Consider the following 15,197-nt stretch of genomic DNA (forward strand, 5'->3'; position numbering starts at 1 on the left):
AAACAAAATCATGTGTGGCCAGATGGCACCATCCGGCCACCTTTCGTCTTGCCGGCGGATTGGGCGCTCTCGACTCGACCAAGAGCACTACCTAGTTTGCGCGGCAACATCTGCAGGCGGCGGCGCATGAAAAAACTGATCCTGGTCATTCTCGGCTTGACGCTGGCGGCGACGCTGTTCGCCGCCGATGCGGCGGCATTGGTGCCGCCGGGAAACCGCAACGCCGAGCAGCCCGACATTCCCGGCGCCTCGAGCCGGCGCACACAAGCCACCAACACCACCTTCCAGGCGAAGTATCGCAAGGTCTACGCCCTGCTGCAGAACGACGCCGACCTGCGCGGCAAGATCAAGAAGGCGGCCGCCGCCTACGGCATCGATCCCCTGCACATCGTCGGCGCCATCGTCGGCGAGCACACCTACAATGTCGACGCCTATGACCGGCTGCAGACCTACTACGTCAAGGCGATCTCCTATCTCTCCAGCAAGCTGTCCTTCGCCTATGACGGCGAGGACATCACCGATTTCGTGCAGCGGCCGGAGTTCAAGAAATGCGCTGGGGTGTCGGACAGCTATGATCTGTGGGAGTGCCGCGAGCAGGTGTGGAACCATTCGTTTCGCGGCAAAAGCGTCGGTGGCGAGAGTTTCCCCGACGACCGGTTCGGCGCCACCTTCTTCCAGCCCTATTATGCCGGCCAGACCTTCGGCCTCGGCCAGCTCAACCCGCTGACGGCCTTGCAGATGAGCGATCTCGTGCACGAGGTTTCGGGCCTGCCGAAGCTCGACGTCGCCGATCCCAATTCGGTCTACAAGACCATCATGGATCCGGACCTGACGCTGCCTTACGTCGCCGCGACGATCCGGAAATCGATCGACGCCTACAAGAACATTGCCGGCTTCGACATTTCGGACAATCCGGGGCTGACCGCCACGCTCTACAATGTCGGCAATCCGGAGCAACGCGCCGAGGCGCTGAAGGCGGAGAACGACAGGCGCAGCGCTGCCGGCGAGCCGGAGAAGCTGCCCGAGGAGAACTATTACGGTTGGCTGGTCAACGACAAGCTGACGGAGCTGAAGGCACTTTTCTAGGGCACGTTGAGAGCCGGGCAGCGCCGATATTGAATTCGTCACCGCCGACTTCGACAATCTGCATGACGGCTCAGGCCGCCAGCAGCGACTTCAGCTTGACGGCCTGCGATCCCAGCGCTTCCGGCGCCGGCTTCGCCCGCTTGCCGATCAGCATTTCGGCCAGTCGGATGTCGCGGGCGACCGCATTGCCGGGACCGATGCCGCTGGCCGCCACCAGCCTGCCGTCTTCGGCCAGATGGAAGAGAATGAAAGCGCCGTCGCCGAGGTCGCGGCGCACGACACTGCGGCCCTCGTCGGAAAGCCCAGCGATCTGCAGGGACAGACCATATTGATCCGACCAGAACCACGGCACCGCCGCATGCGCCTCGCAGGCGCCGAGCATGTTTTTCGCCGCCAGCGCGCCCTGGTCCTGGGCGTTGCGCCAGGCCTCCAGCCGCACGCGGCGGCCATCATAGACTGCGAGCGGAAACGAGCAGCAATCGCCGGCGGCGAAGATGTCGGGATCGCTGCTGCGCAGCTCGGCATCGACAGCGATGCCGTTGTCGATCGTCAGCCCGGCTTCGGCCGCCAGTCCGGTCACCGGCACGGCGCCGATGCCGATGACGGCGAGATCGGCTGATATCTCCTGTCCGCCGGCAAGCGCGATGCGCACCTCCTTGCCGTCATCGGCGATGGACGCAATGCCGTCGCCGCACAGGATATTCACGCCCTCGGCAATGTGCGCAGCATGGATGATTTGGGCGATCTCGGCCGGTACGCCACGCATCAAAATGCGCGGCAGCGCCTCGATGACCGTGACCGCAGCACCAAGTTTGCGGGCCGCGGCGGCAAGTTCGAGGCCGATGAAACCGCCGCCGACAATGGCAATGCGGTTGCCGGTGCGCAGATGGGCGCGAATGGCCAGCGCATCCGCGAAAGTGCGGAGATAGACGCAGCGCGAACCCAATCCCGGCATCGGCAGCTTGCGCGGGGTCGAGCCGGTGGCCAGCAGAAGCTTGTCGTAGGGCAAGACCGAACCGTCCGACAGACGCACTGTATGCGCCGCGCGATCGATCGCAACGGCCTGAACGGAATGGATATGCCGGATCGAGCTCCCGGCCAGCATCTCGTCGCTGGCGATCGCCTTGATTTCGGGCGCATCGCTGGTCATCGCCTCCTTGGACAGAGGTGGCCGTTCATAGGGCAGATGCGGTTCGTCGCCGACCAGCGTCACCGGCCCTTCATAGCCGAGATCGCGCAACGCCAATGCCGCACGGCCACCGCATTCGCCGGCCCCGATGATGACCATCCCTCGCGTCATATCCGTCATCCGATCTGTATCAGGACTTTGCCGGCGTCGACCTTGACCGGATAGGTCCTGAGGTTGACGCAGACCGGCGCGCCGCGGGCGTCCCCCGTCTTGTAGTTGAAGCGGCCATTGTGCTTGGGGCATTCGATGATGTCGTCCATCACCAACCCGTCTGCAAGATGCACCTTTTCGTGGGTGCAGAGACCATCGGTGGCGAAATAGTCATCATCGGGGCTGCGATAGATGGCGAAGGTGCGGCCGCCATGGTCGAAGCGCATCACATCCTCTTCATCGATATCGCCGGCGGCACACGCCTCGACCCAGTCGCTCATTCAGTCCTCCCCTGGAAATCGGATAGCCAGCGCGGTCATTCCGCGGCAGCGGCGACGGCATCGGTGTGGAATTCGTCGCGGTATGGCCTGGCGGTCGGCGGCAGCTCACGCTTGAGGAAATAGTCCTCGTTGCGCAACTGGCGCAGGAAGGCAGGGATCATTTCGCGATAGCCGGCCAGGATCGACGCGGTCGGCGCCGGCAGGTCGTGCTTGATCAGCGCATGCAGCCTCGGCAGCGCATGATAGGGCACCATCGGAAACATGTGATGCTCCACGTGGTAGTTCATGTTCCAATAGATGAAACGGCTGATCGGGTTCATGTAGACGGTGCGGCTGTTGAGGCGATGATCGGTGACGTTGTCGGCCAGGCCGCCATGTTGCAGCAGCCCGACCATGACGTGATGCCAAGCGCCATAGAGCCTGGGCAGGCCGACCAGCATCAAAGGCAGGAACGAGCCGGTATAGACCGCCAGCGCGATGGTTGCGGCATAGATCGCTGTCCAGACGCGGGCAAAGCGGATCGCCTTCGGCTGCTCCTGCTCGGGGATGAAGGTCTTTTCCGCCGCGCTGATGTTGCCGGCGGCGTTGCGCAGCATGTCGCTCATCGCATGCCAGGCGTCGAGCACGCCGACAAAGGCAAGGACGACGCGCAGCAGATCCGGCGGCCGCATGACGGAGATTTCCGGGTCGCGGCCAACAATGATGGTGTCGGTGTGATGGCGCGTGTGGCTCCAGCGCCAGGTCACCGGATTGCGCATGATCATGAAGCAGGCGATCTGATAGATCACATCATTCATCCATTGCGTCCGGAAGGCAGTGCCGTGGCCGCATTCATGCCAGCGTGAATCGGTGGATGAGCCGTAGAGGACGCCATAGACGAAGAAGAACGGCACGCACCACCATGTGCCCCAGAACCAAGCGCCGCCCGCGCCACTGACGATCAGGGCGGCGAGCCAGATGATGGTGTCGCGGATCGCCGGCGCGTCGGAGCGCTGCATCAGCTCCTTCATCTGCTTGCGCGGGATGTCGGTATGATACCACTCGGCCGCCGACAGGCCGGTCTCGACGGCGAGCTTGGCGTCGCGGCCGATCAGGCTGTAGTCACGCCGGGACGGCGTTGTGGACATGATTGCCTCCCTTGGCAAAGGCATTCGCCAGGCGAATGCCCGATATCCCTTGGCTTCGAACCTGAAAATAACGCCGACACCTGATAGACTCAACATCACAAAGATAGTTTCTATCATTTCCTATCATAATGATGTAAGAAGGCCGAACAATCCAGTGAGGCGAGCATGGCGAAACGGCCGACCATCACCGACCTGGCGCGCATCTCCGGGGTCAGTGTTGCCACGGTGGACCGCGTCCTCAACAGCCGCCTGCCGGTGCGCGAAGACACCGCGCGCCGCGTCTACGAGGCAGCGACCGAGATCGGCTATCACGCCGCCGGGCTGATCAAGCAGCGGATGCGCCACGAATTGCCCGAGTACCGGCTTGGTTTCCTGCTGCTCAAGGGCAACTATGTCTTCTACAGCGAATTCGCCCGCGAGCTTGAGCTCGCCATGTCGCGATCACCGCGCTTCCGCGGTGTCGCCATCATCGACTTCGCGGACTCGCTGGCCCCGGATGAAATCGTCGAGCGCGCGGGCAGGCTGGCGGCCAAATGCAGGGCCGTCGCCCTGGTCGGGCCGGATCACCCGACACTGACGGTCGCCGTCGAGGAGATGAAGGCGAAAGGGCTGCCGGTGTTTTCCCTGCTGTCCGACTTCGCCGCCGGCATTCGCGAAGGCTATGTCGGCCTCGACAACCGCAAGGTCGGCCGCACCGCGGCCTGGATGATTTCGAAGGCCGCCAGACGGCCGGGCAAGGTCGCGCTGTTCGTCGGCAGCCACCGCTTTCACGGCCATGAGCTGCGCGAGATCGGGTTTCGCTCCTTCTTTCGCGAGCAGGCGCCGGAATTCACCTTGCTGGAGACACTGGTCAACCTGGAAGCCAACCAGATCACGCAGGACACGCTGCTCGACCTCCTCGGCCACCACCCTGATCTCGTCGGCTGCTATGTCGCCGGGGGCGGCATGGAGGGTGCGGTCGCGGCGCTCAGGCAAGCAAAGCCGGCCGAAATGCCCGCGGTCATCTGCAACGAGATCACGGCGGTATCGCGCTCGGCCCTGGCGGATGGTGTCCTGACGATGGTGATCTCGACGCCGCTGGCAGCACTTTGCCGCGAACTGGTCGACCTGATGGCACATGCCATCGAAACCGGTGCCGCAAACGCGCCCGGCCAGACGTTCCTGCCGTTCGACATCTATCTGCCCGAGAACATCTAGGCTCTCGACCTTCGCGTCGGCCGAAGCGCCTTCGCCGATGCCGCGAAGGCCCCGGCTGATCGTCAGCGCCTGAGACAGACGGCAGGCGCCCATCATCCGAAAATCGCTCATCCGGTTTTGGAATCTCCCTTGACGCCCCGAGGCAAAATGGAATAAATATTTCACCAACTGTGTATTTTGGTTCTTTCGTTCCGGAACATCTGTTTCAAACAGAGGGTTTGGCGTTCCAGCAGACGGGACACGCCACCCGGAACAGAAATGACAATCGGGAGAGATTCCCCGGGGAGATCGGGGATTCCGGATAGATCGGTGCAACCGGACACCAATATGTGGAGGAGAAACACAATGAAGAAACTGATTTTGGGCGTCGCTTTCGCGGCGCTGATGAGTTCATCCGCCATGGCCGCCAAGGTCGGTGTGTCGATGGCCAAGTTCGACGACAACTTCCTGACCGTGCTGCGCAACGGCATGATCGAGCAGGCCAAAGGCATGAGCGGCGTGGAGCTGCAGGTCGAGGACGCGCAGAACGACGTCGCCAAGCAGCTCGACCAGATCAAGAACTTCGCCGCCTCGGGCGTCGATGCGATCATCGTCAATCCGGTCGATACCTCGGCCACGCAGGCAATGTCGGACGCCGCGGCGGCCGCCAAGATCCCGCTCGTCTACGTCAATCGCGAACCGGTCAATGTCGACACACTCCCGGACAACCAGGCCTTCGTCGCCTCGAACGAGGCCGATTCCGGCACGCTCGAAACCAAGGAAGTCTGCCGACTGTTCAAGGAAGCCGGCAAGAAGGAAGCCAACGTCTATGTGATCATGGGCGAACTTTCCAACCAGGCGGCCGTGCAGCGCACCAAGGATATTGAAGAGGTGATCGCCACGCCGGATTGCAGCTTCATCAAGATCATCGACAAGCAGACGTCGAACTGGAACCGCGACGAGGCGCAGAACCTGATGACCAACTGGCTGTCGACCGGCAAGCCGTTCGACGGCGTCATTGCCAACAATGACGAAAGCGCCATCGGCGCCATCCAGGCGATGAAGGCCGCCAACATCGACATGAAGTCGGTCGTGGTCGGCGGCGTCGACGCCACGCAGGACGCGCTTGCCGCGATGCAGGCCGGCGACCTTGACGCAACCGTGTTCCAGGACGCGGCCGGCCAGGGTGCGGGCGCGCTGGATGCGGCACTGAAACTGTCCAAGGGCGAGAAGGTCGAACACAAGGTCTACGTGCCCTTCCAGCTGGTGACGCCGGCGAACATCGACAAGTTCCTGAAGAAGAACTGAGCGGCGGACATACGGAGCGGCGCCAAGAGCGCCGCTCCCCTTTCCCTCAGCGCCGGCAAGGCAGCGAGGGGCGACCGCGGCTGACGGAGGAGAGAAGATTTGGCACAGACATCTCATGGCGTCGGCGGGGTCGGCTATGACGCGAAGAAGCGCGCATGGCCTGCCGAAATCAACGTCTTCCTGGCGCTTGTCATCCTCGTCGTCGTCTTCGAACTGATCGGCCGGATCTTTCTCGGCGACAGCTTCCTGTTCAACACCCGCAGCGACGTCAGCGCGATCTTCAACGAGGCGCGCCTGCAGATCATCATCCTGCAGGTGTCGATCGTGGGCATCATCGCCATCGGCGTCACGCAAGTGATCATCACCGGCGGCATCGACCTGTCCTCGGGTTCCATCGTCGGCGCGACCGCGATGATCGCGATGAGTTTTGCCCAGGTGGCGACCGTCAACGGCAACCCCAACCCCAAGGCGATGTTCCTGGCGCAAGGCTGGACCGACCTGCCCGTCATCGTGCCGGTGCTGGTGGCGATCGGCTGCGGGCTGTTCGCCGGCCTGGTCAACGGCGCCTTGATTGCCTACACGCGCATTCCGCCATTCATCGCCACGCTCGGCATGATGGTCACCGCGCGCGGCATCGCCAAATGGTGGTCAAAGGGGCAGCCTATCTCGTTTCCTACCGAAGGTTTCGCGGCAATCGGCAAAGGCCTGATGCCGGTCATCATCTTCCTGTCGCTGGCGGTGCTGTTCCAGCTGATCATGACCTACACACGGTACGGCAAGCACTGCTACGCGATCGGCTCCAACGAGGACGCCGCGCGCATGTCCGGCATCAAGATCGCCAACCACAAGATCCTCGTCTACGTAATCGCCGGCGTGCTCGCAGCACTGGCCGCCGTGGTGCTGAGTTCGAAAAACCTCACCGCGCAATCGGGCATGGGCGTGATGTACGAACTCGACGCGATCGCCATGGCGGTCATCGGTGGCGTCTCTTTGTCGGGCGGCCGCGGCTCGATCGTCGGTACGGTGATCGGCTCGCTGATCTTCGGCGTCATCATCTCCGGCTTCACCTTCCTGCGCCTCGACGCCTATTACCAGGAGATGGTCAAGGGCGTGATCATCGTCGGCGCAGTCGTTCTCGACCAGTGGCGTCAACGCCTTAGGGCAATGAGGGCTTGATCATGGCAGACATCGTCCTGAAGACCGAAAACCTGACCAAGCGCTATGGCGGCGTGCATGCGCTGGAGGGAGCGAACTTCGAGCTGCGCAAGGGCGAGCATGTCGCCATCATGGGCGACAACGGCGCTGGCAAGTCGACCTTCGTACGCCAGATCACCGCTGTCGAGCAACGCACGGATGGCAAGATCTGGTTCGACGGCAAGGAGGTGAACTTCACCGGGCCGATCGAGGCCCGCGAGGCGGGTATCGAGACGGTGTTCCAGAACCTGGCGCTGGCCGACGACCTCGACGTACCGTCGAACCTGTTCCTCGGCCGCGAAAAGGTGCTGTTCAATCTCGGACCGTTCTCGATCCTCGACCGCAAATACATGCGCAAGGCGACCGAAGCGGCGCTGATCCGCACGGCGGTGAAGATCCCCAACCTCTCCAACACCATCCGCCACATGTCGGGCGGCCAGCGACAGTGCGTGGCGATCGCCAGGACCGCGACCTTCGCCTCCAAGCTCATCATCATGGACGAACCGACGGCCGCCCTTGGCGTGCAGGAGACCGCACAGGTCGAAAACATCATCCGCACGCTGAAGGACAATGGCGAGCCGCTGGTCCTGATCAGCCACAACATGCGCCAGGTGTTCGATCTTTGCGACCGCATCGTCGTTTTCCGGCGCGGCCGCATCGTCGCCAACCTGCGCAAGCAGGACACCGACGGCAACGATATCGTCTCCTACATCACCGGCGCCAAGACCGGGGAGGCGGAACTCGCGGCTTAGGCCGGGCGCGGAGGCGGTGGTCACCGCTTCCCTGTCGATCTTGTGTCTTGACCGGAAAATCACCCGCGCCCATGACCGGCGCCCTGCTTCGAACCACCCTCAAAGGACATTCCATGACTCTCCGCTTCGCCCTCCTCGGTGCCGGCCGCATCGGCAAGGTTCACGCCCGCGCCGTCGGCTCCAATCCGCAGGCCAAACTGGTTGCCGTTGCCGATGCGTTCGAGAAAGCGGCGACCGAGCTGGCGACGGCCTATGGCGCCGAGGTGCGCAGCATCGAAGCCATTGAAAAGTCCAAGGATATCGATGCCGTCGTCATCTGCACGCCGACCGACACCCATGCCGACCTGATCGAACGTTTCGCCAAGGCCGGCAAGGCGATCTTCTGCGAGAAGCCAATCGACCTCAACGTCAAGCGCGTCGAGAAGTGCCTGGCCGTGGTCGAGAAGACCAAGGCAACGCTGATGGTCGGCTTCAACAGGCGCTTCGATCCGCATTTCGCCGCCGTGCGCAAGGCGATCGATGACGGCGCCATCGGCACCGTTGAAATGGTCACCATCACCTCGCGCGATCCGGGCGCACCGCCGATCGATTACATCAAGCGCTCCGGCGGCATTTTTCGCGATATGACCATCCATGATTTCGACATGGCGCGCTTCCTGCTCGGCGAGGAGCCGGTGGCGGTCAGCGCCCATGCCTCGGTGCTGGTCGACAAGAAGATCGGCGCGGCCGGCGATTTCGACAGCGTCAGCGTCATCCTCGAGACCGCCTCCGGCAAGCAGGCCGTCATCTCCAACTCGCGCCGCGCCACCTATGGCTACGACCAGCGCATCGAGGTGCATGGCTCGAAAGGCATGATCGCGGCCGAGAACCAGCGCCCGGTGTCGATCGAACTCGCCAACGAGAAGGGCTATACGCGCCCGCCGCTGCACGACTTCTTCATGACCCGCTACCTCGACGCCTATGCCAACGAGATCGCCGCCTTCATCACAGCCGCGACGTCAGGCAAGAAGGCGGCACCGAGCGGCGCGGACGGCCTTGTGGCGCTGAAGCTGGCCGATGCGGCGCTGAAGTCGGCGACATCAGGCAAGACCGTCCGCCTCGACAAGTAAGAGCTGGAATTCGTACCCAAGGGCACAGGAGCAAAGCGATGAGCACATCCGCCGGTCGCAATCATGAAACGCGCGCCATCGTCACCGGCGGCGCGCAAGGCATCGGCTTCGCCGTCGCCGAGGCATTGGCAGACGAGGGCTGCCGGGCCCTGGCTCTGGTCGGGCGCTCGCAGGAGAAGGGCGACAAAGCCGTCGCCCATTTCAAGAAAGCCGGCGTCGACGCCATCTTCATCAGCGCCGATGTTTCAAAGGTGGCCGACTGCAAGCGTACGGTGGCGACCGCGATCTCGCATTTCGGCACCATCAACGCGCTGGTCAACGCCGCCGCGACGTCGGCGCGCGGTTCGTTGGTCGAGACTTCAGAAGAGCTTTTCGACACTATTTTCGACACCAATGTGCGTGGCCCGTTTTTCCTGATGCAGGGCGTGGTGGCGCATCTGCTCGAGAAAAAGAAGCCGGGCTCGATCGTCAATGTGCTGTCGATGTCGGCGCATTGCGGCCAGTCGTTCCTGACCGCCTATTCGACCAGCAAGGGCGCGCTGATGACGCTGACCAAGAATGTCGCCAATGCTCATCGAGGCAACCGCATCCGCTGCAACGCCGTGCTGCCCGGCTGGATGGACACCGAGGGCGAGGACATCGTGCAGAAGAAATGGCACGATGCGCCTGACGACTGGCTGGCTAAGGCCGAGGCCGCGCAGCCGATGGGCCAGTTGGTGAAGCCGGCGCAACTCGCCCGGCTGATCAGCTACATGGTCAGCCCGCAGTCGGGCGTGATGACTGGGTCGCTGGTCGACTACGATCAGAGCATCGCAGGCTCATCGCCAGAGTAGTCTCATCAGGTACGTGACAAACGCATCGGCTTCGACTATATGAGCCTCATGATCAACCTGACCGCCACGTATTGGTACTTTAGGAGCTCGCTGGCGGCGGGAGGATTGCGCTCGATCTGAAGATTGCAGCATCAATATCCGAACAGCCGCCAGACCTGGCGGCTTTTTTGTTTCAGCCGGCAGGTCTCCTAACAGGAGCAGAAAGCCGTGTTGACCACCACAGATGACCTCCGGGTCAAGGAAATCAGGGAATTGAGTACGCCGGACCAGGTGATGCGGGAGATCCCGCGCACGCTGACGGCGACGCGCACCGTTAGCGCGTCACGCAATGCGATCCACGCCATCTTGAACGGTACCGACGATCGACTGCTCGTCATCGTCGGCCCGTGTTCGATCCACGACCCGGTCGCTGCGGTGGACTATGCCAGCCGTCTGGCGGCGCTGCGCGAGGCCCTGTCCGACCGGCTCGAGATCGTGATGCGGGTCTATTTCGAGAAGCCGCGCACGACGGTGGGATGGAAGGGGCTGATCAACGATCCCGACCTCGACGGCAGCTTCAACATCGACAAGGGACTGCGGATGGCGCGCAACGTGCTCTCCGCCGTCAACAATCTCGGCCTGCCGGCGGCGACCGAATTCCTCGACATGACCACCCCGCAATACATTGCCGACCTCGTCGCCTGGGGCGCGATCGGTGCGCGCACGACCGAGAGCCAGATCCACCGCGAGCTGGCATCCGGCCTGTCCTGCCCGGTTGGCTTCAAGAACGGCACCGACGGCAATCTGCGGATCGCCGCCGAGGCGGTAAAATCGGCCGCCCAGCCACATCATTTCATGGCGGTGACAAAGGGCGGACGCAGCGGCATCGCGACGACCACCGGCAATGAGGACTGCCACGTCATCCTGCGCGGCGGCATCGCGCCCAACTACGACGCGACGAGCGTCGAGGCTGCGAGTGTGGAACTCGCCCGCATCGGCGTGGCCCCTCGGTTGATGATCGATGTCAGCCACGCCAACAGCTCGAAGAAGCCCGAGAACCAGCCGAAGGTCGCGGCTGATGTCGCGGGCCAGGTCGCGGCGGGCGACGAGCGCATCATCGGCGTCATGATCGAGAGCAATCTCGTCGCCGGGCGGCAGGACGTGGTGCCCGGCAAGCCGCTCGTCTACGGCCAGAGCATCACCGATGGCTGCATCGACTGGGCGACCACCGAGACGGTGCTGCACGGCCTTGCCGGCGCCGCCGAGTGGCGCCGCTCAGCGCGCCGCGCCATGATGGACAACCGGCAGGGCGCCGCCTGACAAGGCCGGCAATGCCAGCGAGGATAGGGCGGCGGATCACGCCGCCTTCAAACCTTGCCAGGCGGTCAGCACCGACACCGCAACCAGCAGTAGTCCGGCCGTCCGGCCGGCAAATGCGGTCGCCCGGGGATTGGCGACCAGCAGATTGCGGCTGCGACCGGCAGTGATGGCGAGCCCGCCATAGACGGCAAACTGCACCGCGAGCGTCATCAATCCCATGATGGCCGCCTGCGCCCAGATCGGACCGAAGGCCGGCTTCAGGAATTGCGGGTAGACCGCAAAGACGAAGAGGTAGGCTTTGGGATTGATCAAGCAGATCACCAGCCCCTGGCGAAACGCCTTCCATGCGGAGCGGCTGCCGGCGGGCCCCTCGTGGCCGACCTTGATCGAGCTGCGCATCAGCGTCAGGCCGATAAAGGCCATGTAGGCGGCGCCGGCAATCAGCAGCGGATTGTAGAGGATCGGCACGAAATGCATCAGGAGGCCGACGCCGACTGCGCCGTTCAGCGTGTGCACCATGCCGCCCAGCATGATGCCGCCGGTGGCGGCAAGCCCTCTGTTGCCGCCGCCGGTCAGCGCATTGGCAAGCACGAAAAGCATGTCCATGCCGGGCACGATGATGATGCCGAACAGAAGGAGGAAGAACAGCCAGAGATTTTCCGCATAGCCCATGTCAGTTGCCTGTCGCCTCGCCCGGCCAAGCCGCTGAGGAATGTGTTGATTTTCAACTCGATAGGCAGTCGTATAGGCCAACCCTACTGACGATGTAGTGTCAGTTGCGATCGAAACGGGTGAGGAAATGCGCAAGGCGTCACGCCTGTTCGAGATCATCCAGATCGTGCGGCTGGCGCGGCAACCGGTGACGGCGGCCATGATGGCCGAACGACTGGAAGTAACGGTGCGCTCCGTCTATCGCGACATTGCAGCGTTGCAGGCGATGCGCGTGCCGATCGAGGGCGGGCGCGGCATCGGCTATATCCTGCGCCCCGGCTTCGACCTGCCGCCGCTGATGTTTTCGATCGAGGAGATGGAGGCGATCGTTCTGTCGCTCGCGCTGCTGGAGCGCACGGGGGACAGCGAGCTGAAGCAGGCGGCCAAGCGTGTCAGCGCCAAGATCGCCGGCGCGGTGCCACCACCGTTGCGGCAGACATTCGACGCCAATGCGTTGCACGCTTGGGGGTTCGCCGCACCCTCGGTCGGCGCGGTCGATCTGGCGCTGGTGCGCCGCGCCATCCGCGACGAGGAGAAGCTCGACCTGTCCTACCGCGACGAACACGGCCGCGCCTCCGAGCGGCTGATCCGCCCGATCGCTCTCATCTACTACGCCGAAAGCGCCAACGTCGTCGCCTGGTGCGAGCTGCGCCAGGCGATCCGCAATTTCCGCAGCGACCGGATCGAGGATTGCCAGGCGACAGGGCTACGGTTCAAGGGCGAAGGCGATCGGCTGCGGCAGGTCTGGGTAGACGGGTGGGAGACGAACGCCCCGGTCGCCGCCGGCTGAAGCTGGCGAGGCGGATGGCCTATGCCAAGCGAGGGACTACCGTACATTCACCCAGCGCTTTTCCTCGAACGAGCGTGCCATTGCGTGCACGGTGCGCTCGATTTCGAGCCCCTCGGCAAACTCGATGACCCGCGCCGGCTTGCCGGCAAGCCGCGTCAGCAGCTCGTGGCATTCGATGATCTTGAGATCGTTGAAGCCGAGGCCATGGCCGGGCGCCGGCAGGAAGGCGTCGTAGGGCTTGTGATGCGGCGCCACCAGGATGGTGCGATAGCCCTGCTCGGTCGGGCGATCAGCCGTCACGTAGAGCTGGATTTCGTTCATCCGCTCCTGGTCGAACAGGATCGATCCCTTCGAGCCGAAAATCTGGATGGCGATGCGGCCCTTGCGGCCCCAGGCCGAACGGTTGACCAGCAGCGTGCCGGCAATGCCGTTCTCCAGATGCATCAGTACGCTGGCGATATCGTAGGTCTCCACCGCGCGGCGGCCGCCGGCGGCGAGCTTGCGGTCGGCATAGGGCTTGGCCATGTCGCAGATGACGCTGGCAACGCGGCCGAACAAGGCTGAGACCAGCGACAGCGGATGCACGGCGAAATCGTCGAGCGCGCCATAGCCGGAAGCGGCTTCGTGCTTCCAGAAGAACAGCGCCTCCGGGTCGGCCATGAAGTCCTCGTCCATCTCGATGCGCAGATGGTTGACCTCGCCGATGATCTTCTCGTCGAGCAGCGCGCCGATGTGACGGATGGCCGGGCTCTGGATGTAGTTGTAGCCGAGTGCGGCGACCTTCCCTGACTTTTTCGCCGCAGCCGCCATGGCTTCGGCCTCGGGAAAACTCGGCGCCATCGGCTTTTCGCACCACAGATGCTTGCCGGCCTCGAGGATGGCGATGGCCATCTCCGGATGGAACTGGTTGGGCGTGGTGAGCGAGACGATATCGACTTCCGGGTCGTTGACGACGGCGCGCCAGTCGCCGGACGCCTTGGCGAAGCCGAACTCGCCCGCCTTGCGGCTGGCGAGGTCTTCATTGATCTCGCCAAGATGGACGAGGCGGGGCTTGGCCACGTCGGGAAAGACGGCGCCGACGGCACTCCATGCGATGGCGTGACACTTGCCCATGAAACCCGTGCCGATAAGACCGACGCCGACCATTTTCCGTTTCTCCACTGCCTGAAGCGTTGCGTGGATGAATTAGTCCATTTTCCCTTGGAATGGAATGTCTGCCTCATTTATTATGGCGTTCTTGCGCAGGCTCGCTATGATGGGGCAGAGAGGGTACCCATATAGATGAGCCTGGACAGAGCGACGATGGACGAACGGGTACCTCGCGATTTCGAGACGCTGCGCGCCACCATCCTGGACCGGCGCGAAAGCCTGCCGAAGCGCATCGCCCAGATCGCCGCCTATGCGCTCGACAATCCCGACGACATCGCCTTCGGCACCGCCGCCAGCATCGCTGCGTCGGCGGGCGTGCAGCCGTCGACCTTGATCCGCTTCGCCCAGCAGCTCGGCTTCGACGGGTTCACCAGCCTGCAGCAGGTGTTTCGCGAGCGGTTGCGCGAGCGCAATTCATCCTATGACGAACGCCTGCAGGCCTTGCGCGTCAAGGCCGAAGGCGGCGCCGGCCACCGGGCAATCTTCGACGGCTTCGTCGCCGCCGCCAGCACCTCGCTCAACGACATTTCGCGCACCTTGGACGACGCGCATCTGGAAGACGCGATTTCCCTGCTGGCAAAGGCGGAGACCATCTACGTGCTGGCCAAGCGCCGTTCCTATCCGGTGGCGTCCTACATCGCCTACGCGCTGGGCAAATTGAAGATCCGCAACCAGCTGATCGAATCCGCGGCCGGGCTGAACGCCGAGATGATCGCATTCGCCACGCCGGCGGATGCCGTCATCGCCATAAGCTTCTCGCCCTACGCGCCGGCCACCATCGAGGAGGCACGCAGCATTTCGGAACAGGGCGTGCCGATCGTCGCCATCACCGACAGCTCGTTCTCACCGCTCGCGCAGTTCGCCAGCGTCTGGTTCGAGGTTGCCGAGGCGGATTTCGCCGGCTTCCGCTCGCTGTCGGCGACGATGGCTCTGGCCATGGCGCTGACCGTCGGCGTCGGCGAGAAGCGGCGCAGCACAAGTAAGAGACGCAAGGTCTAGCAGCCACCTCAAAGGCAATTTTAGGCAAAGGAATGCTCATTCCA

At 63.4% G+C, this 15,197-nt stretch carries 15 protein-coding genes; 10 read left to right on the forward strand and 5 right to left on the reverse strand.

Annotated elements, in window-relative coordinates; genetic code table 11:
* Positions 1 to 126 precede the first annotated feature (126 nt).
* Entirely contained in the window at positions 127 to 1,086 is a 960-nt protein-coding gene (locus AC1D10_RS00500; RefSeq protein WP_477268133.1) for a DUF1402 family protein, read from the forward strand.
* A gap of 70 nt (positions 1,087 to 1,156) precedes the next feature.
* Here the strand turns inward: AC1D10_RS00500 and AC1D10_RS00505 are convergent, their stop codons facing one another.
* From AC1D10_RS00505 to AC1D10_RS00515, 3 genes are read right to left on the reverse strand one after another with little or no spacing between them, the layout of a single operon-like run.
* Positions 1,157 to 2,395, reverse strand: coding sequence for an NAD(P)/FAD-dependent oxidoreductase (locus tag AC1D10_RS00505; RefSeq protein WP_477268135.1), 1,239 nt, complete (start codon positions 2,393 to 2,395; stop codon positions 1,157 to 1,159).
* Positions 2,392 to 2,706 carry a MocE family 2Fe-2S type ferredoxin gene (locus tag AC1D10_RS00510; RefSeq protein WP_095083246.1) on the reverse strand — a complete coding sequence of 105 codons (315 nt, stop codon included), beginning with the start codon at positions 2,704 to 2,706 and terminating at the stop codon, positions 2,392 to 2,394. Before AC1D10_RS00510 ends, AC1D10_RS00505 begins: the two co-directional genes overlap by 4 nt.
* A 35-nt stretch (positions 2,707 to 2,741) precedes the next feature.
* Entirely contained in the window at positions 2,742 to 3,833 is a 1,092-nt protein-coding gene (locus AC1D10_RS00515; protein WP_477268137.1) for a fatty acid desaturase family protein, read from the reverse strand.
* Between the two features lie 165 nt (positions 3,834 to 3,998).
* Between AC1D10_RS00515 and AC1D10_RS00520 the strand changes: the two genes are divergently transcribed.
* From AC1D10_RS00520 to AC1D10_RS00550, 7 genes are all read left to right on the forward strand, one after another.
* Entirely contained in the window at positions 3,999 to 5,030 is a 1,032-nt protein-coding gene (locus tag AC1D10_RS00520; RefSeq protein ID WP_477268139.1) for a LacI family DNA-binding transcriptional regulator, read from the forward strand.
* Positions 5,031 to 5,375: 345 nt separating this feature from the next.
* Complete coding sequence (locus AC1D10_RS00525) at positions 5,376 to 6,317, forward strand: sugar ABC transporter substrate-binding protein (RefSeq protein WP_379101028.1); 942 nt, start codon at positions 5,376 to 5,378, stop codon at positions 6,315 to 6,317.
* A 99-nt stretch (positions 6,318 to 6,416) separates the two neighbouring features.
* On the forward strand, positions 6,417 to 7,493 hold the full coding sequence (locus AC1D10_RS00530) for an ABC transporter permease (protein ID WP_379104758.1): 1,077 nt from the start codon (positions 6,417 to 6,419) through the stop codon (positions 7,491 to 7,493).
* Positions 7,494 to 7,495: 2 nt separating this feature from the next.
* Complete coding sequence (locus AC1D10_RS00535) at positions 7,496 to 8,263, forward strand: ATP-binding cassette domain-containing protein (protein ID WP_477268142.1); 768 nt, start codon at positions 7,496 to 7,498, stop codon at positions 8,261 to 8,263.
* 113 nt (positions 8,264 to 8,376) lie between these two features.
* On the forward strand, positions 8,377 to 9,372 hold the full coding sequence (gene iolG, locus AC1D10_RS00540; protein WP_477268144.1) for an inositol 2-dehydrogenase: 996 nt from the start codon (positions 8,377 to 8,379) through the stop codon (positions 9,370 to 9,372).
* 38 nt (positions 9,373 to 9,410) lie between these two features.
* Positions 9,411 to 10,205 (forward strand): SDR family oxidoreductase, encoded by a 795-nt coding sequence (locus tag AC1D10_RS00545; protein WP_477268146.1) that lies wholly within the window; start codon positions 9,411 to 9,413, stop codon positions 10,203 to 10,205.
* Between the two features lie 207 nt (positions 10,206 to 10,412).
* Positions 10,413 to 11,504 (forward strand): 3-deoxy-7-phosphoheptulonate synthase, encoded by a 1,092-nt coding sequence (locus AC1D10_RS00550; RefSeq protein WP_477268148.1) that lies wholly within the window; start codon positions 10,413 to 10,415, stop codon positions 11,502 to 11,504.
* A 36-nt stretch (positions 11,505 to 11,540) separates the two neighbouring features.
* Here AC1D10_RS00550 and AC1D10_RS00555 read toward each other — a convergent pair whose 3' ends face one another.
* Positions 11,541 to 12,176, reverse strand: a complete 636-nt coding sequence (locus AC1D10_RS00555) for a LysE family translocator (RefSeq protein ID WP_477268150.1) — start codon at positions 12,174 to 12,176, stop codon at positions 11,541 to 11,543.
* A 127-nt stretch (positions 12,177 to 12,303) separates the two neighbouring features.
* Here AC1D10_RS00555 and AC1D10_RS00560 point away from each other — a divergent pair, with 127 nt between their 5' ends.
* Positions 12,304 to 13,005: a helix-turn-helix transcriptional regulator gene (locus AC1D10_RS00560; protein WP_477269782.1), complete on the forward strand. Its 702-nt coding sequence runs from the start codon at positions 12,304 to 12,306 to the stop codon at positions 13,003 to 13,005.
* Between the two features lie 36 nt (positions 13,006 to 13,041).
* Here AC1D10_RS00560 and AC1D10_RS00565 read toward each other — a convergent pair whose 3' ends face one another.
* Entirely contained in the window at positions 13,042 to 14,151 is a 1,110-nt protein-coding gene (locus AC1D10_RS00565; RefSeq protein WP_477268152.1) for a Gfo/Idh/MocA family protein, read from the reverse strand.
* A 156-nt stretch (positions 14,152 to 14,307) separates the two neighbouring features.
* Here AC1D10_RS00565 and AC1D10_RS00570 point away from each other — a divergent pair, with 156 nt between their 5' ends.
* Complete coding sequence (locus tag AC1D10_RS00570) at positions 14,308 to 15,153, forward strand: MurR/RpiR family transcriptional regulator (RefSeq protein ID WP_477269784.1); 846 nt, start codon at positions 14,308 to 14,310, stop codon at positions 15,151 to 15,153.
* Positions 15,154 to 15,197 lie beyond the last annotated feature (44 nt).

The organism is Mesorhizobium sp. P2_A8, assembly GCF_056404935.1.